Source organism: Rhodopseudomonas sp. (assembly GCF_048594845.1).
In the GTDB taxonomy this organism is placed as follows: domain Bacteria; phylum Pseudomonadota; class Alphaproteobacteria; order Rhizobiales; family Xanthobacteraceae; genus Rhodopseudomonas.
On record NZ_JBMDXE010000186.1, the window covers coordinates 17,061 to 34,046 of the forward strand.

The 16,986-nt window shown below is 65.9% G+C and carries 15 protein-coding genes; 9 read left to right on the top strand and 6 right to left on the bottom strand.

Going from position 1 to position 16,986, the window contains the following annotated elements:
• Positions 1–100 precede the first annotated feature (100 nt).
• The 3 genes from ACOJTD_RS11820 (at position 101) to ACOJTD_RS11830 (ending at position 4,399) form a co-directional block, all read left to right on the top strand.
• Positions 101–1,276, top strand: a complete 1,176-nt coding sequence (locus ACOJTD_RS11820) for an alpha/beta hydrolase family esterase (RefSeq protein WP_420133105.1) — start codon at positions 101–103, stop codon at positions 1,274–1,276.
• A gap of 105 nt (positions 1,277–1,381) precedes the next feature.
• Positions 1,382–3,865, top strand: a complete 2,484-nt coding sequence (locus tag ACOJTD_RS11825; protein ID WP_420133106.1) for a PAS domain-containing protein — start codon at positions 1,382–1,384, stop codon at positions 3,863–3,865.
• 114 nt (positions 3,866–3,979) lie between these two features.
• The gene (locus tag ACOJTD_RS11830) at positions 3,980–4,399 is read left to right on the top strand and encodes a DUF1236 domain-containing protein (protein ID WP_420133107.1); all 420 of its coding nucleotides are present in this window, start codon (positions 3,980–3,982) and stop codon (positions 4,397–4,399) included.
• Positions 4,400–4,482: 83 nt separating this feature from the next.
• Here ACOJTD_RS11830 and ACOJTD_RS11835 read toward each other — a convergent pair whose 3' ends face one another.
• Together ACOJTD_RS11835 and ACOJTD_RS11840 are read right to left on the bottom strand one after the other, a co-directional pair.
• Positions 4,483–5,139 (bottom strand): MBL fold metallo-hydrolase, encoded by a 657-nt coding sequence (locus ACOJTD_RS11835; RefSeq protein WP_420133108.1) that lies wholly within the window; start codon positions 5,137–5,139, stop codon positions 4,483–4,485.
• A gap of 288 nt (positions 5,140–5,427) precedes the next feature.
• Positions 5,428–6,546: a vWA domain-containing protein gene (locus tag ACOJTD_RS11840; RefSeq protein ID WP_420133109.1), complete on the bottom strand. Its 1,119-nt coding sequence runs from the start codon at positions 6,544–6,546 to the stop codon at positions 5,428–5,430.
• A gap of 124 nt (positions 6,547–6,670) precedes the next feature.
• Between ACOJTD_RS11840 and ACOJTD_RS11845 the strand changes: the two genes are divergently transcribed.
• The gene (locus ACOJTD_RS11845) at positions 6,671–7,156 is read left to right on the top strand and encodes an MmcB family DNA repair protein (protein WP_420133110.1); all 486 of its coding nucleotides are present in this window, start codon (positions 6,671–6,673) and stop codon (positions 7,154–7,156) included.
• 275 nt (positions 7,157–7,431) lie between these two features.
• Here ACOJTD_RS11845 and ACOJTD_RS11850 read toward each other — a convergent pair whose 3' ends face one another.
• Both ACOJTD_RS11850 and ACOJTD_RS11855 read right to left on the bottom strand, forming a co-directional pair.
• A complete protein-coding gene (locus tag ACOJTD_RS11850; RefSeq protein WP_420133111.1) occupies positions 7,432–7,986 on the bottom strand; it encodes an ActR/PrrA/RegA family redox response regulator transcription factor in 555 nt (184 codons plus the stop codon).
• A 106-nt stretch (positions 7,987–8,092) separates the two neighbouring features.
• A complete protein-coding gene (locus tag ACOJTD_RS11855; RefSeq protein ID WP_420133112.1) occupies positions 8,093–9,418 on the bottom strand; it encodes an ActS/PrrB/RegB family redox-sensitive histidine kinase in 1,326 nt (441 codons plus the stop codon).
• A gap of 108 nt (positions 9,419–9,526) precedes the next feature.
• On the opposite strand from ACOJTD_RS11855, the gene ACOJTD_RS11860 reads away from it, so the two are divergent.
• The 4 genes from ACOJTD_RS11860 (at position 9,527) to ACOJTD_RS11875 (ending at position 13,682) form a co-directional block, all read left to right on the top strand.
• Positions 9,527–10,306 carry an ABC transporter ATP-binding protein gene (locus tag ACOJTD_RS11860; protein ID WP_420133113.1) on the top strand — a complete coding sequence of 260 codons (780 nt, stop codon included), beginning with the start codon at positions 9,527–9,529 and terminating at the stop codon, positions 10,304–10,306.
• A 10-nt stretch (positions 10,307–10,316) separates the two neighbouring features.
• On the top strand, positions 10,317–11,147 hold the full coding sequence (locus tag ACOJTD_RS11865) for an ABC transporter permease (protein WP_420133114.1): 831 nt from the start codon (positions 10,317–10,319) through the stop codon (positions 11,145–11,147).
• 118 nt (positions 11,148–11,265) lie between these two features.
• On the top strand, positions 11,266–12,591 hold the full coding sequence (locus ACOJTD_RS11870) for a polyhydroxyalkanoate depolymerase (protein WP_420133115.1): 1,326 nt from the start codon (positions 11,266–11,268) through the stop codon (positions 12,589–12,591).
• A gap of 254 nt (positions 12,592–12,845) precedes the next feature.
• Complete coding sequence (locus ACOJTD_RS11875) at positions 12,846–13,682, top strand: M48 family metallopeptidase (protein ID WP_420133116.1); 837 nt, start codon at positions 12,846–12,848, stop codon at positions 13,680–13,682.
• Between the two features lie 329 nt (positions 13,683–14,011).
• Here ACOJTD_RS11875 and ACOJTD_RS11880 read toward each other — a convergent pair whose 3' ends face one another.
• Positions 14,012–16,267, bottom strand: a complete 2,256-nt coding sequence (locus ACOJTD_RS11880; RefSeq protein WP_420133117.1) for a transglycosylase domain-containing protein — start codon at positions 16,265–16,267, stop codon at positions 14,012–14,014.
• 187 nt (positions 16,268–16,454) lie between these two features.
• Here ACOJTD_RS11880 and ACOJTD_RS11885 point away from each other — a divergent pair, with 187 nt between their 5' ends.
• Positions 16,455–16,706 (top strand): hypothetical protein, encoded by a 252-nt coding sequence (locus ACOJTD_RS11885; protein ID WP_420133118.1) that lies wholly within the window; start codon positions 16,455–16,457, stop codon positions 16,704–16,706.
• 50 nt (positions 16,707–16,756) lie between these two features.
• Here ACOJTD_RS11885 and ACOJTD_RS11890 read toward each other — a convergent pair whose 3' ends face one another.
• Positions 16,757–16,963 (bottom strand): hypothetical protein, encoded by a 207-nt coding sequence (locus tag ACOJTD_RS11890; protein WP_420133119.1) that lies wholly within the window; start codon positions 16,961–16,963, stop codon positions 16,757–16,759.
• Positions 16,964–16,986 lie beyond the last annotated feature (23 nt).

The following is a 16,986-nucleotide window of genomic DNA, read 5'->3' on the forward strand; positions in this document are numbered from 1 at the left end:
GCTGCGCCGACGCCGCGCACAAAACCGTGCGCGTCATTCCATATTGCGGTGCAGCAACTATATCAGCCTGTGCCTGCGGGCTGACCGATCAGGAGCTGCCGTGTCCCTCAAAAATACCATCGACTTCCTCGCCCATCTGCCAAAAATGAATGGATTCAGCGGCTTGGAGGGAATCGGCGGGGCCGCGGAAGCCGCCAGCCCGCTGACCGAAACGGCCGATTTCGGTGCAAATCCGGGCAATTTGCGGATGCTGTCGTTCATCCCTGAGGGGCTGTCGCAGCGCATTCCGCTCGTGGTCGTGCTGCATGGCTGCACCCAGACGGCGGCGGGCTACGATGTCGGTGCCGGATGGTCGGCCTTGGCGCAGCGTTACGGCTTCGGGCTGCTGATGCCGGAGCAGAAGCGCGCCAACAATCCGAACGCCTGCTTCAACTGGTTCGTGCCGGAGGACATCCATCGCGACCATGGCGAGGCCGGTTCGATCCGGCAGATGGTCGAGCATCTGACGCAGCACCACGATATCGACCGCGCGCGCATCTTCGTGACCGGCCTGTCGGCCGGCGGCGCAATGGCGGCCGTGATGCTGGCTACTTACCCTGACGTGTTCGCCGGCGGCGCGGTGATCGCCGGCCTGCCTTACGGCGTCGCCACTAATGTGCGGGCCGCATTGAAGGAGATGCGGCATCCGACGCATCTGCCCGCTCATCAGCTCGGCGATCTGGTGCGCAAGGCGTCGGCGCATCGCGGGCCGTGGCCGAAGCTGTCGGTGTGGCAGGGCACCGCCGACCGCACCGTCCATCCCGGCAATGCCGACGCGCTGATCGAGCAGTGGCTCGATCTGCACGGCCTGCCGGAGACGCCGATGGCGGAGCGCAAGGTCGACGGCTTTCCCCACAAGGTGTGGTGGAACTCAAGTGGCGAGCCGACGGTGGAGTCCTACACCATCACCGATATGGCACATGGTACGCCGCTCGGCCTCTCCAATGACGAGCCTTATGGTGTCGCGGGTCCGTATCTGCTCGATGCTGGAATTTCCTCGTCCTACCATATCGCCACGTTCTTCGGTCTCACCGGGCGCATTCATCAGCGCAAGGCCCTGACCAAGCCGGCAGCGAAACCCGAGCGCGAAGCCGCGACAGCGGAACCTCAGGCCGCCAAGGCGAAAGCCCGCAGTTCCGCCGGCGCGCGCGCCGGCCAAGGTCCGCGCGATCGTCGCGGCATCGATGTCAACGCGGTGATTACCCGCGCGCTTACGGCTGCGGGATTGATGAAGTAACGGCCAGCCGCGAGCCGGCGGGTTCCATGCGCCGGCTCAGGGTTGCGGCAGCGTCTGACGGTGTTAGGTTGCCGCAATCGCCGCGGCGAGATCCTCTCCTGACATATGCTGGACCCTCAATCATCGCTGATACCGGACTTTCTCGCCCGTGGTGGTGAAATGGGCGCGCTGACGCGCGCGCATGATTGGACGAGTTCCCCGCTCGGGCCTCCGCAGAATTGGCCGCAGGGGTTGCGCACGGCGCTGCGGATCGTCCTCAACACGCATCATCCGATGCTGGTGTGGTGGGGCCCGGATCAGCTGCAGTTCTACAACGACGCGTATCGCGAACTCATCGGGCCCGAGCGGCACCCACGCGCGCTCGGCCAGCCGGCCCGCGAATGCTGGCCGGAATTCTGGCATTCGCTAGCGCCGAAGATCGAGCAGATCATGGGCGGCGGCGAGCCGATCTGGCGCGAGAACGATCTGGTGCCGGTCATCCGCCACGGCCGGCTCGAAGATATCTACTGGACCTACGGATTCAGCCCGATCGATCAGGACGACCGCGTCGGCGGCGTGCTGGTGGTGTGCCGTGACGTCACCGGTGACGTGCTGGCCTCGCACGCACTGCGCGAACGCGAGGCCGAACTGGCGCGGGTTCAGCAGATCGGCCGGATCGGTGGCCTCGAAGTCGATCTGCGCTCCGGTTTCCGCAACCGGCGCTCGCCCGAATATCTGCTGGTCCACGGCTTGCCGCCGGATGCCACGCACGAAACCCACGAAGACTGGGTGCGGCGGATTCATCCTGAGGATCGCGAGGCGACCGAGCAGCAATTCGTCGAGGCGGTGAAGGGGACTACGCGGGACTACACGGCGCGCTATCGCATCATTCGCCCGAGCGATGGCGAGACGCGCTGGATCTCGGTGCGGTCGGTGATCGAGCGCAGCGACGACGGCACGCCGCTGCGGCTGGTCGGCGCGCATATCGACGTCACCGAACAGGTCGAGGCCGAGCAGCGGCTGCAGGCCAGCGAGGAAGCGGCGCATCGGCTGGCCGATCAGCTCGCGCAGCTCAACACCACGCTGGAGCAGCGTGTGCAGGAGAAGACGCGCGAGCGCGACCGGATCTGGAATGTCTCGCAGGATCTGCTGCTGGTCGCGGGACGCGACGGCGTATGGCGCACCGTCAATCCGGCCTGGACCCAGACGCTCGGCTGGAGCGCCGCCGAACTACTCGACAACACGTCGGACTGGCTGGAGCACCCGGCCGACGGCGGCGTGACGCGGCTGCATTTCGCGCGGCTCTCCGCCGGTCCGGGCACGGTCCGGTTCGAAAGCCGCATTCGCCATCAGGACGGCAGCTATCGCTGGCTGTCCTGGACCGGCGTGTCCGACGCCGAGGCGATCTATGCGGTGGCGCGCGACGTCACCGCGGAAAAAGCCGCAGCCGAACGGCTGAAGCTTGCCGAGGAGGCGCTCCGTCAATCGCAGAAAATGGAGGCGGTCGGCCAGCTCACCGGCGGCATCGCGCACGACTTCAACAATCTACTGACCGGCATCGTCGGTTCGCTCGACCTGATGCAGACCCGGCTGGACCAGGGCCGGCTCGACAATCTCAGCCGTTACATCGGCGTGGCGATGACGTCCGCCAATCGCGCTGCGGCGCTGACGCACCGGCTGCTCGCCTTCGCCCGTCGCCAGCCGCTGGTGCCGAGGCCGGTCGACGTCAATCAACTCGTGGTCTCCCTGGAAGATCTGCTGCGGCGAACCATCGGCGAGGCGATCGATCTGTCGATCAGGTCGGCGCCGGATCTGTGGCTCACGCTGTGCGATCCCAACCAGCTCGAAAGCGCGCTGCTCAATCTCGCCATCAACGCGCGCGACGCGATGCCGGACGGCGGGCGGCTGACGGTGTCAACGCACAACGCCAGCTTCGATGCCGCCGAGATGCCGGCGCTGGTGCCGGGCGACTATGTCTGCCTCACGGTGTCGGACACCGGGACCGGGATGAGCGAAGAGATTGCGGCACGCGCGTTCGATCCGTTCTTTACGACCAAGCCGCTCGGGCAGGGTACCGGGCTCGGGCTGTCGATGATCTACGGCTTTGCCCAGCAGTCGCACGGCCATGCCGGCATCGTCAGCCGGCTTGGGGAAGGCACGTCGGTGACGTTGTATCTGCCGCGCGAATACAGTGATGCGGCTTCTGGCGACGATGCGGCGGCACGGGCACACGAGCCCGAGGCGCACGGCGAGACCGTGCTGGTGATCGAGGATGAAGCGGTGGTGCGCGGCGTGGTCGTCGAGATGCTGCGCGATCACGGCTACAACGTACGCGAAGCGATCGACGGCCCGTCGGGACTGGCGATGTTGCAAAAAGGCGGGCCGGTCGATCTGCTGCTGTCGGATATCGGTCTGCCCGGCCTCAACGGCCGTCAGCTCGCCGACCAGGCGCGCCTCACGCGGCCCGATCTCAAAGTCGTGCTGATGACCGGCTACGCCGAAAGCGCGGCGATGACCGAGGGCATCGCCGAGGCCGGCATGGAGCTGATCACCAAGCCGTTCGAGCTCGGCGATCTGGCGGCGCGCATCCGCGCACTGCTGGCGAAGTAGTTCCTCTCTGAACGTCGGTTCATCCCGGCAAATTTCCGTGTAGTTGCGTGTTGGGCGGCCGGAACTGAATTCGGTACGGTGACTTGTCATGCGCATTCCCGAACACGGAGACGAATGATGAAACGCTTTATCGGAACTGCCGCGGTGATCCTGGCGCTCGCTGCCCCCGCCGTTGCCAATGCTCAGGGTGTCCCCGGGGGCGTCGAGCGCGGCGCACGTGAAGGCGAACGCGCAGCCGGCCCGCTGGGCGCGGTGGTAGGTGGCACCATCGGTGGCGTCGTCGGCGGCGTCAGCGGCATTCTGGGCGTCGATGATCGTCCGCGCTTCCACTCCTATGTGGTCGAACAGCGCCGTCCGTCCTACACGTATCGCGACGAGCTGCGCGTCGGCGCCGTCCTGCCGGCTGAAGGCGTGACCTACTACGAAGTGCCGGACCGCTTCTCCGCCGCGCGTGAGTATCGCTACACGGTGGTGAACGGCCGCACGGTTCTGGTCGAGCCGCGCACCCATCGCGTGGTCGAGATCATCGACTAATCATTCCGGTACGGGATGACAAAACAGGCGGGTCGCTTAGCGGCCCGCCTGTTGGTCTATTCCGGATTGATCGTGAGAACGGGTCAGGTCAGGAACGGATTGGTCTGGCGCTCCTGGCCGATACTCGATCCTGGCCCGTGGCCGCAGATGAAGCCGACGTCGTCGCCGAGCGGCAGCAGCTTGTCGGTAATCGAGGCGAGCAGCGTCGCATGATTGCCGCCGGGCAGATCAGTGCGGCCGACCGAGCCGGCGAACAGCACGTCGCCGACCAGCGCGAACCGCATCGCCTCGTTGAAGAACACCACGCTGCCCGGCGAATGGCCGGGGCAATGCAGCACCTGAAATTTCAGCTCGCCGACCTCGACGCTGTCGCCCTGATCGAGCCAGCGGTCGGTGGTGACGTCGCGGACGCCGTCGATGCCGAAACTGCGGCCGCTGTTGACGACGTTCTCCAGCAGAAACTGATCGTCGCGATGCGGTCCGATAATCTGCACCTTGAGCGCATCGCGCAGATCGGCGGCGCCGCCGACGTGGTCGATATGGCCGTGCGTCAGCCAGATCGCCTCGACGCTGACGCCGACCTTCTCGATCGCGGCGAGAATCTCCGGCACGTCACCGCCGGGGTCGACGACCACCGCCTTGCGGGTGGCTTCGCACCACAGCAGCGTGCAGTTCTGCTGGAACGGCGTAACGGGGATAATGGTGGCGCCGGCTTTGGCTTTGGTCTGTGTCTCGGTCATGAAGTGAGAATGCCCTGCCGATGTGACCAAGTCAAAACGGGCGGATCTCAAGCGCCGCGCGGCCACGACAACACCGGCCAGCGCCCGCTAACGCGGGCGACCCAGTATTCCAGTGTGCTGGTTGCCTGGGCAATGCGCAGCTTCGAGTGCTCTGGAATACTGGGCCCTCCGCTTTCGCGGAGGGTGACGGCTGCGGGTGGGGCGGACGCTGTGCCCTACCGGTGTGAGCTATCGCTTCTGCCGCTTCAACTCGGCTGCTGCCGAAACTTGGCTACAGCTTCGACTCGACTACCGCTTCAACTGCACCTTCAGCGTCGCCTCAACTTCGCGATCGAACGAAGAGGCCTGCTTCGGCTGCTTGTCGCGATGGTTGCGCAAATAGTCGTCGCGTTGCTTGACCAGCGCGGCGAGTTTGGCGTTGAGCGACTGGCGTTTGCTGATCTGGGCGTCGATCTGAACTGCGCGCTGCTCGGCGGGGAGCGCGCGCAGGCTGGCGGGCAGGTCCGCGTCCTTGACGTCGCCGAGCTTCTGCCGGCCGGCCGCAATGTCGCCGACGAGATCGCCGCCGCCTGTGACGGCTTCGGACGACGTGGCGGCGCGCTTGTTGAGGTAGCTGGCCATGTCGGAGGCGGCCGCCGGTGCTGCGGCGGCGACTTCGGATAACTGCCGCATCTTGTTTTCGGTCCGCTTCTGCAGCGGTGCAGGGCCGTAGGGAATCACGGTGCCGTTGATTTCCTTCTGCAGGATGATGATGTCGTCGTCATAGGGCGTCTGGATGATCACCACCTGACCGCCGTCCTGCGGGATCGGGATGTAGCGGCCGCGGCCGCCTTCGGCGATCTCGTGCCAGACCCGCTCGGTATCCTCTGCGCTTCCAGCCTGCACAGCGTTGACGATGATGTCTTTCTGACGCGCTACCGCGAGCGTGGTCGGGTATTTGGTGTCCTGCGCGTAGTCCATGTGCGGCGGCGCGTCGCCGACCAGGAAGACGATGCGGCGGGTGTCGCTGCCGCTGGTCCATTTCAGCTTGTTGACCGCGACGTCGAGCGCTTCGTTGACGCTCTCCGGCCAGTCGCCGCCGCCGCGCGCCTGCAGTTCGAGCAGCCGGGCGTAGAGGTCCTGGATGTCGGCGGTGAGTTCGACGCTGCGCGTGACGTAGTCGTCGCCGATGTCGCGATAGGCGACCAGTCCCATGCGGATGTCGGCGTCCGGATTGCTGTCGACGATCGCGGTGGCGATCGACCAGATCTTGCGCTTGGCGCCCTCGATCAGGCCGCTCATCGAGCCGGTGGTGTCGAGCACGAAGGCGACTTCGACCGCCGGCTTGGCGTATGCGGCCGATGAAAAGCCGAAGGGCGCGGCGAGCGCCGCCAGGGTCAGCGCCCGGAACAGGGTGATGCGGTTCATCTTGATGGTCTCCAACTGCCCCCGCAGCCATGCCTGATGCATCGCTGCGCGGCGCGCGGCGATGGCGCGGTTCCGTCATGCTCCGCTTGGGAGCCGGCATCGGAATCGGCTAGACTTCGTCGCGATGAACACGAATGCCGTTCACTTGGTTGTGCCGCCCGATTTGCGGCAGTCGGAAACCGCGCTGCAGATCGCGCGCGGCACCACGCGGCTGCTGCGCTCGCTCGGCTTCGCCTGCGTCAGCGAATTGCCGCTGCCGTCGGGCCGGCGCGCCGATCTCGTGGCGCTGAACGAGCGCGGCGAGATCTGGATCGTCGAGATCAAGTCCTCGCTGGCGGATCTCCGCGCCGACCAGAAATGGCCGGAGTACCGGGCGCATTGCGACCGGCTGTTCTTCGCCTTCACCCAGGATCTGCCGTGCGAGATTTTTCCGGGCGACACCGGTCTGATCGTCGCCGACGGCTACGGCGCCCATCTGCATTGCGAAGCCCCCGAGCACAAACTCCCGGCCCCGACCCGCAAACTGATGATGCTGCGCTTCGCGCTGGCCGCCGCCGGACGGCTGAATCGGCTGAGCGATCCGCAAGGGGTTGGCGAAGGTTGGTGGTAGCGCGCTTAGTCGTGTGCCGACGGCGCTGTGCGGGACGCGACTAAACCACTTCCACGTTCGTCATTCCGGGGCGCGCGAAGCGCGAGCCCGGAATCCATAACCCCTGGAGTCAGTGATTAGTAAAAGCCGTCCGACGCTGTGCGCTCTCGCGCGCACGGGGCGTATGGATTCCGGGCTCGCTTGCTGCGCAAGCGCCCCGGAATGACGACCGAGAGGTTGATGAATCGCAGCAAGCAGCTGAATCGGGTCCGCGCCTCGCTTCGTCGCGCCTCGCCTCAGCGCGGCGCGCGCTTTGCCAAAATCCGCTGCAGGGTGCGGCGGTGCATGTTGAGGCGGCGGGCGGTTTCGGAGACGTTGCGGTTGCACATCTCGTAAATGCGCTGGATGTGCTCCCAGCGCACGCGGTCGGCCGACATCGGGTTGTTGGGCAGTTCGGACTTCTCGTTGCCGCTCGCCAGCAGCGCCGCGACGACGTCGTCGGCATCCGCCGGCTTCGACAGATAGTCGACCGCGCCCATCTTTACCGCGGTCACGGCGGTGGCAATGTTGCCATAGCCGGTGAGCACGATGGCGCGCGCGTCCGGACGCTCCTTCTTCAGCGCGGACACCACGTCGAGACCGTTGCCGTCGCCGAGCCGGAGATCGACCACCGCGAAGGCCGGCGCCTGCTTGCCGATCTGCGCCAGACCGCTGGAAACGCTGTCGCAAGACGTGACGGCGAAGCCGCGGGTCTCCATCGCGCGCGACAGGCGCTCAAGGAACGGCTTGTCGTCCTCCACGATCAGCAGCGAGCGATCGGCGTGGTCGTTCAGTTCGGGGATGGCGTTCACGGCGCGGGGTCTCCTGAGCGTCAATCCAAAAGATATGGCGACAGGGTGCGACAATGCCAAGGCCCGGCCGGCCCCGGGGCCCTGCGACCGGACCGCGCGCCCCCGGTCAAGACTCTGCGATTGCAGCGCTTTCGGTATTCTCGAAGCGGCCCCGCGGCCACGTCAGCTGGACCACGGCGCCGTGGTCGGGAAACAGCTTGTTGCGGAACGACACCTTGGCGCCGGTGCGCTCCAGCAGCGTGCGGGCGATGAACACGCCGAGGCCGAGGCCGGCGCGGTCGGTCTGGCCGTCGTCGTCGGGGTGCCGGCGCCGCGACAGATACGGCTCGCCGATCCGCTTCAACAGGTCCGGCTTGATGCCCGGGCCGTCGTCGGAGATCATGATCTGGACGGTCTCGGCATTCCACCAGGCGTTCACCTCGACCGTCTCGCGAGCGAAATCGACGGCGTTTTCCAAGATGTTGCCGATGCCGTAGAGGATCGCCGGGTTGCGCATCACCACCGGCTCGCTGACGCCGGAGACCGCCACCCGGATCTTGATGGTGACGCCGAAATCGCGGTGCGGCGCCACCGCCTCTTCGAGCAAGGTGGACAACGGCATCTTGTCGAATGGCGCCCCGGCTGCGTTGAGATGCGAGATCTTGGCGAGAATCTCGCGGCAGCGCTGCGCCTGTTCGCGCAGCGTGCGCAGGTCGCCGACCATCTCGGGCGGCGCAGATTTTTCCAGTTCGCGCGAGATCAGGAAGATGGTCGAGAGCGGCGTGCCGAGCTCGTGTGCGGCGGCGGCGGCCAGCCCGTCGATCTGGGTGAGATGCTGCTCGCGTTCCAGTACCAGCTCGGTCGCCGACAGCGCGTCGGCGAGCTTGCGCGCCTCCTCGGTGACCTGGAAGGTGTAGACGCTGGTGACGCCGATCGCGAGCAGGATCGAGAGCCAGACGCCGATCAGATAGATCTCCGGCAGTTGCACGGCCTCGTCGCCGGCCCAGGGCAGCGGCTGGTGGGTGTAGCCGAGCAATGCCGCGCAACCGGCGGCGAAAATGCCGAGCGAGATCGTCATCCGGGTCGGCAGCGCGGTGGCGGCGATCAGGACGGGACCGAGGAACAGGAACGAGAACGGGTTCTGCAGGCCGCCGGTGAAGTAGAGCAGGCCGGCGAGTTCGGCGATGTTCAGCGCCAGCAGCAGCGCCGCATAAATCGGCTCCATCCGCTGCATCGGATTGAACGCGATCTGCAGCCCGAGGCTGACGACCGCCGAGCCGCCGATGATGGCGAGGCAGGGCAGCACAGCGAAGTCGAATTCGAGCCCCTGCGCGACGATGAAGATCGCCGACAGCTGGCCCAGCGCCGCCAGCCAGCGCAGCCGCAGGATGGTGTCGAGCCGGACATGGCGGCGGGGATGGCGGAAATCGGCGGAGATCAGATCATCGGACATGCGCCGGACACTACAAGCCGCGCCGGACGTTCACAATTCGCGCCGTGGTCGCGGCGCCGGGGCCCGCGGCTTGCGCCGAGCCGCGCCGCCGGTCAAAAGGCCCGTGTCATGACGATCGAGAGCACATCCCGGCCTGCGGCGCCGGCCGACACCGCGGCGATCGAGGTCGCGGATCTGGTCAAGGTCTACAAGGCGACGCGCGCCGTGGACGGCGTGTCGTTCCGCGTTCCCCGCGGCAGCATCACCGGCCTGCTCGGCGGCAACGGCGCCGGCAAGACCACCACGATCGCGATGATCATGGGGCTGGTGCAGCCGACCGCCGGAAGGATCCGCGTGCTCGGCCGGACCATGCCGGAGCAGCGCGCCGAGGTGCTGGGGCGGATCAATTTCGAAAGTCCCTACGTCGACATGCCGTCCCGGCTGACGGTGCGGCAGAATCTCAGCGTGTTCGGACGGCTCTATGACGTGCCCGATCTGCGTGGCCGGATCGCCGAGCTGGCCTCCGATCTCGACCTGACAGAGTTTCTCGACCGGCCGAGCGGCAAGCTGTCGGCCGGTCAGAAGACCCGCGTCGCGCTCGCAAAGGCGCTCATCAACCGTCCGGAGCTGCTGCTGCTCGACGAGCCGACCGCGTCGCTCGATCCGGATACGGCGGACTGGATTCGCGGCCATCTCGAAACCTATCGCAAGGCCCGCGGCGCCTCGATCCTGCTCGCCTCGCACAACATGCTCGAGGTCGAGCGGCTGTGCGACCGCGTGGTGATCATGAAGCGCGGCCGGATCGAGGACGACGACACGCCGGCCGCCATCATGGCGCGCTACAACCGCGCGACGCTCGAAGACGTATTTCTCGACGTCGCGCGCGGCCGTGACCGCGGCGACGCGTGAGGAGGGCAGCATGCGATCGCTGATCAGCAGCCTCGAACTCGGCCAGGGCATCGCCTGGCATCGCATCGCCGCCATGGTGCTGCGCTATTGGTATCTGCTGCTGTCGTCGTGGCCGCGACTGCTCGAACTTGTGTACTGGCCGGCGCTGCAGATCATCACCTGGGGTTTCCTGCAGAGCTACATCGCCGAGAACGCCGGGTTCTTCGCCCGTGCCGGCGGCACGCTGATCGGCGCGGTGATCCTGTGGGACATCCTGTTCCGCGGCCAGCTCGGCTTCTCGATCTCGTTCCTCGAAGAGATGTGGGCGCGCAATCTCGGCAACCTGATGATGAGCCCGCTGAAGCCGATCGAGTTTCTGATCTCGCTGATGATCATGAGCCTGATCCGGCTGGCGATCGGCATCGTGCCGATGACGCTGCTGGCGATGATCTTCTTCGACTTCAACCTGCTGGGCTTCGGGCTGCCGCTGATCGCGTTCTTCTGCAACCTGATCTTCACCTCTTGGGCGCTCGGCATCTTCGTGTCCGGCCTGGTGCTGCGCAACGGCCTCGGCGCCGAGAGCATCGTCTGGTCGCTGATGTTCGGGATCATGCCGCTGGCCTGCGTGTACTATCCGGTGTCGGTGCTGCCGCACTGGCTGCAACTCATCGCCTGGGCGCTGCCGCCGACCTACGTGTTCGAGGGGATGCGGGCGCTGCTGATGCAGCATCACTTCCGGGCCGACCTGATGCTGTGGGCGCTGGGGCTCAACGCCGTGCTGTTCGCCGCCTCCTTCGTGAGCTTTCTGGTGATGCTGAACAGTGCACGCCGCCACGGATCGTTAATTCAAAGCGGCGAATAGGCCGTTTCCGGACAGCATTCGGCCCCGCTCTGTGCTCATATTTCGATCTTGTGATTGACGCCCCCCGGCCCAGCGGCCACTATGCTGCGGCGCGAGAAGAGCCCGAGGGACAGATACTATGCCAGTGATTGGTGAATTTGGCCGCCCGCCGGAGATGCCGGCCGAAGTCAGCCCGGCGATGACCACGCCGATGTACTGGTTCTACGAACTCGCCCACGCGTCGCTCAATCCGGCGCGGGCGATGTCGGATGCCACCAAGCTGGCGCTGAAGAATCCGCTGAATCCCTGGAGTCACACTGATTTCGGCAAGCAGATCGCGGCAGCCTGCGAAGTGTTCGAACGCACCACGCGGCGCTACGGCAAGCCGGAATGGGGCCTCGACACCACCGAAGTCAACGGCATGCGCGTGCCGATCGAAATTCACAGCGTCTGGGAAAAGCCGTTTTGCCGGTTGCTGTATTTTGAACGCAAGCTGGAACACCCGCTGCGCCATCCGCATCCGCGGGTGCTGATCGTCGCGCCGATGTCGGGGCACTACGCGACGCTGCTGCGCGGCACCGTCGAGGCTTTCCTGCCGACCCATGAAGTCTACATCACAGACTGGTCGGATGCCCGGATGGTGCCGGTCGCGGCCGGCCGCTTCGACCTCGACGATTACGTCGATTATGTCATCGAGATGCTGCAGGTGCTGGGCGGCAACGTTCACGTCGTTGCGGTGTGTCAGCCCTCGGTGCCGGTGCTGAGCGCGGTGTCGGTGATGGAGGCCAACCAGGATCCGTTCGTGCCGCTGTCGATGACGCTGATGGGCGGCCCGATCGACACCCGCCGCAACCCCACCGCGGTCAACAACCTCGCGGCCGAGAAGGGCATCGACTGGTTCCGCAGCCACGTCATCACCAAGGTGCCGTTCCCTCATCCTGGCTTCATGCGCGACGTCTATCCGGGCTTCCTGCAGCTCAACGGCTTCATCAGCATGAACCTCGACCGCCATGTCGACGCGCACAAGAACCTGTTCAATCATCTGGTCCAGGGCGACGGCGATCTCGCCGACAAGCATCGCGAGTTCTACGACGAATATCTGGCCGTGATGGACCTCACCGCGGAGTTCTACCTGCAGACCGTCGATCAGGTGTTCGTCAAGCACGCGCTGCCGAAAGGCGAGATGATGCATCGTGGCAAGTTGGTCGAGCCGTCGAAGATCACGCGCGTCGCGCTGATGACGGTCGAAGGTGAAAAGGACGATATCTCCGGACTGGGGCAGACCGAAGCCACGCACACGCTGTGTAGTTCGATCCCGGACGATCGCCGTGTGCACTACGTGCAGAAGGGCGTCGGCCACTACGGCGTCTTCAACGGCTCCCGGTTCCGTTCTGAAATCGTGCCGCGCATTTCCGACTTCATGGTGTCGGCTGCTAATGGCGCGCGTGCGAGCGCTGCGGAGTAATCAGTTGGCGATCAGCTGCGCGATGGCTGTGGATAGGTCTCGCGAGCTTCGCGTTTTATGGAGCCGAATCAAAACGAAGCGTGATTAGTTCGGTGTTAGTGTGCTTGGGGGAATCCGGATTCACCGGGTTCCCAATGAGTGAGGACTGAGTCACGATTCAGGTCAGGTATTTGAATCGAAATTCGCTGAAAATTCGAGTTCCGAGGCCCATTTTGTAGGGGGCTGGTCAAGCCGAAACCCCTTATATTGGGCAAATGATTTGTTTTTGCGCCGAGCGCTTCCATTGGTGGCGGATATGGCAGAGTCCAGGCGACCCTTCGTTGTCCGGATCTGCAGAAATGGCCTTCCGCGCATTGCTCTATCGGCGGCCCACCGAGCCGTCGACCATCGCCGTCCGTCACGGCTCCCAGTTCTTCGCTGTTCGCATCAGGCGCCATCGCCGCGCCAGACGCTATACGCTGCGTATTCATCCGAGTGACCGCGAAGCGATCCTGACGATGCCGCCGCGCGGCACGCTCGCCGACGCCAAGGATTTCGCGCAGCGTCACGGCGCATGGATCGCCGCGCGTCTCGGACGCCTGCCGAAGGCAGCGCCGTTCCAGCCGGGCACGCTGGTGCCGCTCCGCGGCCACGACCACAAGATCGTGCATCGCGCCGGCCGCGGCACGGTGTGGACGGAAGTGCGCGAGTCCGGCGAACGGATCATCTGCGTCGCGGGCGAGGCCGAGCATATCGACCGCCGCGTCCACGACTTCCTCAAGCGCGAGGCGCGCAAGGATCTGCAGAAGGCTTGCGATCACTATGCGCCGGCACTCGGCGTCAAGGTTGCCAGGCTGTCGATCCGCGATCAGTCGAGCCGCTGGGGCTCGTGCACCTCGGCCGGCTCACTGTCGTTCTCGTGGCGGCTGATCCTGGCGCCGTCCTACGTGCTGGATTATCTCGCCGCGCACGAAGTCGCGCATCTCGTCGAGATGAATCACTCGCCGCGATTCTGGCGAGTCGTCGGCAAGGTCTGCCCGCAAATGGAGCGCGCCAAGACCTGGCTCGACACCCACGGCAACGACCTGCACCGCTACGGCATCAGCGATTGAGGCGTGCTGGACGCGGGCTTTGTGCTCGCGTCGCCCTCACCCTAGCCCTCTCCCGCAGCGGGAGAGGAGTTCGCAGTTGTCGGGGTGAGCAACTGCCATCACGGCGAAGCATAACCAGGGGCAGGGCGGCTACCTCATCACCCCCCGTTATCGCCCGCGAAAGCGGGCGACCCAGTATGGCAGAGCGCCTGTGTTGCGCTCAGCGATAACCGCGTATTCCCTGGAATACTGGATCCTCCGCCTTCGCGGAGGATGACGGTTGATAGCGAGGCACCGACTGGACCTAAGCTGATCAGCGCAGCTTCGCTCGCATCATCGGCACGGAGCGATCACCGTCCGAACAGCCGATCCATCAGCCAGCCATCGAGCCCCGCATCCGCCTCAGGCCGCACGTTCGCGCGCGTCGGCGGCGGCATGCGGCTGGCGCCTTGCGGTGGGGGCATGTTGGTGACTTGGGTCTCGCCGCGAGGACCGGCCTGGGCAATCGTGCCGCCGCCTGCCGGCACGGCGCCGCCCGTCAGGAAGCCGCCGATCGCCCCGCCGATGCCGGAGCTGGTGGGCGCCGCGGGGCCGCTTGCCACTAGGCTGCCGCCGTTCCAACCGCCGGGCAGTGGCTGCGGGGCTGTGCCTTTGAGCGCCTCGCGCATGAAGCGGGTCCAGACGTCGACCGGCAGGCCTCCGCCTGTCGCTTTCTTGGTCGGCGAGTTGTCGTCGTTACCGAGCCAGACGCCGGTGACCAGCGTGCCGGTGTAGCCGATGAACCAGGCGTCGCGGAAATCCTGGCTGGTGCCGGTCTTGCCCGCTGCGCTCCAGCCCGGCAGGTCGGCTTTCTTCGCGGTGCCCGATTGCAGTGTCTCCTGCATCATCGCGTTCATCATGCCGACCGCTCGGGGATCGACGATGCGGGCCGGCGGATCGCTCGACCGCGCATACACCACCTTGCCTTGCGCGGTGCGGATGCGGGTCACGACATGCGGCGAGGCCATCAGGCCGCCGTTGGCGAAGGTCGCGTAGGCGCCGACCAGTTCCAGCACCGACACCTCGGAGGTGCCGAGCGCGATCGACGGATTGGCGTCGAGCTTGGAGGCGATGCCGAGCCGGTGCGCGGTGCGCACCACGTTCTTCGGCCCGACCTCGAGGCCGAGCCGCACCGCCACGGTGTTCAGCGACATCGACAGCGCCTGGGTCAGCGTGACTGCGCCGAAATATTCGTGGGTGTAGTTCTCCGGTTTCCAGCCCTTGAGGTCGAGCGGCGCGTCCTGCCGGATCGTGTCCGGCGTCAGTCCGGCTTCGACCGCGGTCAGATACACGAACGGCTTGAACGCCGAGCCGGGCTGGCGCTTGGCGGTGACGGCGCGATTGAACTGGCTGTCGGCGTAGTTGCGGCCGCCGATCATGGCGCGCACCGCGCCGTCCGGCGTCATCGCCACCAGCGCGCCCTGGCTCACCTTGAACTTCACGCTCTTGGCGGCGAGTTCGTCGATGATCGCGGCTTCCGCCTCGGATTGCAGCTTGGGGTCGATCGAGGTCTCGACCACGACCGACTGATCGATCTGGCCGATCAGGTCGTCGAGCACCTCGGTGATCCAGTCGGCGACGTAGTTGATGGTGCCGGCGCCCGTCGGTTTCACCGTGTAGACCGGATTGGCGATCGCTGTTCTGGCCTGCTTGTCGGTGATGAAGTCGGCGTCGGCCATCGCGGCCAGCACGATCTGGGCGCGCTTCTCGGCGCCTTCCGGATTGCGGTTCGGCGCCAGCCGCGACGGCGATTTGACGAGGCCGGCCAGCATTGCGGCCTCGACCAGCGAGACATCCTTGGCCGACTTGCCGAAATACTTCTGGGCCGCCGCCTCGACGCCGTAGGCGCCGGAGCCGAAATAGACCCGGTTGAGATACAGTTCGAGGATCTCGTTCTTGGAGTGCTTACGCTCGAGCCACAGCGCCAGCTCGACCTCCTGCAGCTTGCGCGTCAGCGTACGGTCCTGGGTCAGGAATAGGTTCTTGGCGAGCTGCTGGGTCAGCGTGGAGCCGCCCTGGGACACGCCCCGGTGCAGCACGTTGGCGACCGCGGCGCGGGCGATGCCGACCGGATCGACGCCGAAATGCTGATAGAACCGCCGGTCCTCGATGGCGATGAACGCCTTCGGCAGATATGGCGGCAGATCCTTCAGCGAAACATTGGTCCCGGCCATCTCGCCGCGCACCGCGAGCTGGGTGCCGTCGGCGCCGACGATGGTGATGGTCGGCGGGCGCTTTGGAATCTCCAGTGACTGGATCGGCGGCAGATGCGCGCCGACCCAGACCAGCACGCCGACCACGGCGAGCACGCCCCAGATGCCCGCGACGGCGGTCCAGTACACGGTGCCGGTGACGAAGCGGCGGAAACCGCCCTTGCGGCGCGATTTGGGTTTCGGCTTGCCGCGGCCGCCGCTGGATTTTGCAGGCGCTTTGGACTTCTTGGGCATATCGTCGTCGGCTGCGCTCACTCGATCCTGCGGACTGAGGCGCAGGCCACCCAGCGACTCGGCAAAGCCGCCGAATGTCGGCTCTCGCCGTTCGCCGGCTTTCTTTTTGCCCAACGCCATACGCTACGCCCACGCCGACCTACCGGCGCACCTTAGCGGCCCGGGTTTAAGGCCCGGTAAAGCCATGGTTAAAGCCGGGTTCCATCCTGGCCGCGATCGTGCGCCGCGCGGCTTTGAGCCATCTCAAGCGGTGTCCGGCGACGCCTGCTTTAGATCGCGGCCTGCATAGTCACGACGAAAGCGAGCAATGACCCGGGTGCTGAAGACCGCCGAGGAAATCGAACATCTGTTGCTGGCCGACGTCCGCCAGCAGCGGCATTGCGACAAGGTCCAGGCCATCCGCATCGACCGCTGCCAGCCGGACGACGACAACAACCGCGCCAACTGGAAGGTGGTGTCGGTCGATCCCGGCTCGGCCAGCCGCGAATTCGCCGGCGCGGCCGTCATGATCGCGATGGACCGATTGCAGCGCGAGGTCAGCATGATTCCGTGGGAGTGATCCGGAAGCTCCGCATCCTCGGGCTGCCGCTGCGTTCCGCCCGTCCGGGCTCAGTGATAATCGCGGCGGGGCGGGGCAATGCCCATTTCGCCCATCAGCCAGCTCTTCATCTTGGCGCGGCTGGCGAAGCGTTTCGCTTCCAGGAGCAGTTCCTCGCGCTCGTCGCCCTCGGGCGTCAAGGCCGCCTCGATGTATTTGGCGACGGCGAGCTCCTCGAGCTGTTCGACGGTGAAGTAGCGGTTGGATTCTGCTTTCATCGTTCTATCGCCGCGACGTGCGG

Bases quoted from the DNA above. Each gene is read 5' to 3' on its own strand.
- ACOJTD_RS11825 (WP_420133106.1), top strand. From the start codon at position 1,382: ATGCTGGACCCTCAATCATCGCTGATACCGGACTTTCTCGCCCGTGGT.
- ACOJTD_RS11830 (WP_420133107.1), top strand. From the start codon at position 3,980: ATGATGAAACGCTTTATCGGAACTGCCGCGGTGATCCTGGCGCTCGCT.
- ACOJTD_RS11835 (WP_420133108.1), bottom strand. From the start codon at position 5,139: ATGACCGAGACACAGACCAAAGCCAAAGCCGGCGCCACCATTATCCCC.
- ACOJTD_RS11840 (WP_420133109.1), bottom strand. From the start codon at position 6,546: ATGAACCGCATCACCCTGTTCCGGGCGCTGACCCTGGCGGCGCTCGCC.
- ACOJTD_RS11845 (WP_420133110.1), top strand. From the start codon at position 6,671: ATGAACACGAATGCCGTTCACTTGGTTGTGCCGCCCGATTTGCGGCAG.
- ACOJTD_RS11855 (WP_420133112.1), bottom strand. From the start codon at position 9,418: ATGTCCGATGATCTGATCTCCGCCGATTTCCGCCATCCCCGCCGCCAT.
- ACOJTD_RS11860 (WP_420133113.1), top strand. From the start codon at position 9,527: ATGACGATCGAGAGCACATCCCGGCCTGCGGCGCCGGCCGACACCGCG.
- ACOJTD_RS11865 (WP_420133114.1), top strand. From the start codon at position 10,317: ATGCGATCGCTGATCAGCAGCCTCGAACTCGGCCAGGGCATCGCCTGG.
- ACOJTD_RS11870 (WP_420133115.1), top strand. From the start codon at position 11,266: ATGCCAGTGATTGGTGAATTTGGCCGCCCGCCGGAGATGCCGGCCGAA.
- ACOJTD_RS11875 (WP_420133116.1), top strand. From the start codon at position 12,846: ATGATTTGTTTTTGCGCCGAGCGCTTCCATTGGTGGCGGATATGGCAG.
- ACOJTD_RS11880 (WP_420133117.1), bottom strand. From the start codon at position 16,267: ATGGCGTTGGGCAAAAAGAAAGCCGGCGAACGGCGAGAGCCGACATTC.
- ACOJTD_RS11885 (WP_420133118.1), top strand. From the start codon at position 16,455: ATGACCCGGGTGCTGAAGACCGCCGAGGAAATCGAACATCTGTTGCTG.
- ACOJTD_RS11890 (WP_420133119.1), bottom strand. From the start codon at position 16,963: ATGAAAGCAGAATCCAACCGCTACTTCACCGTCGAACAGCTCGAGGAG.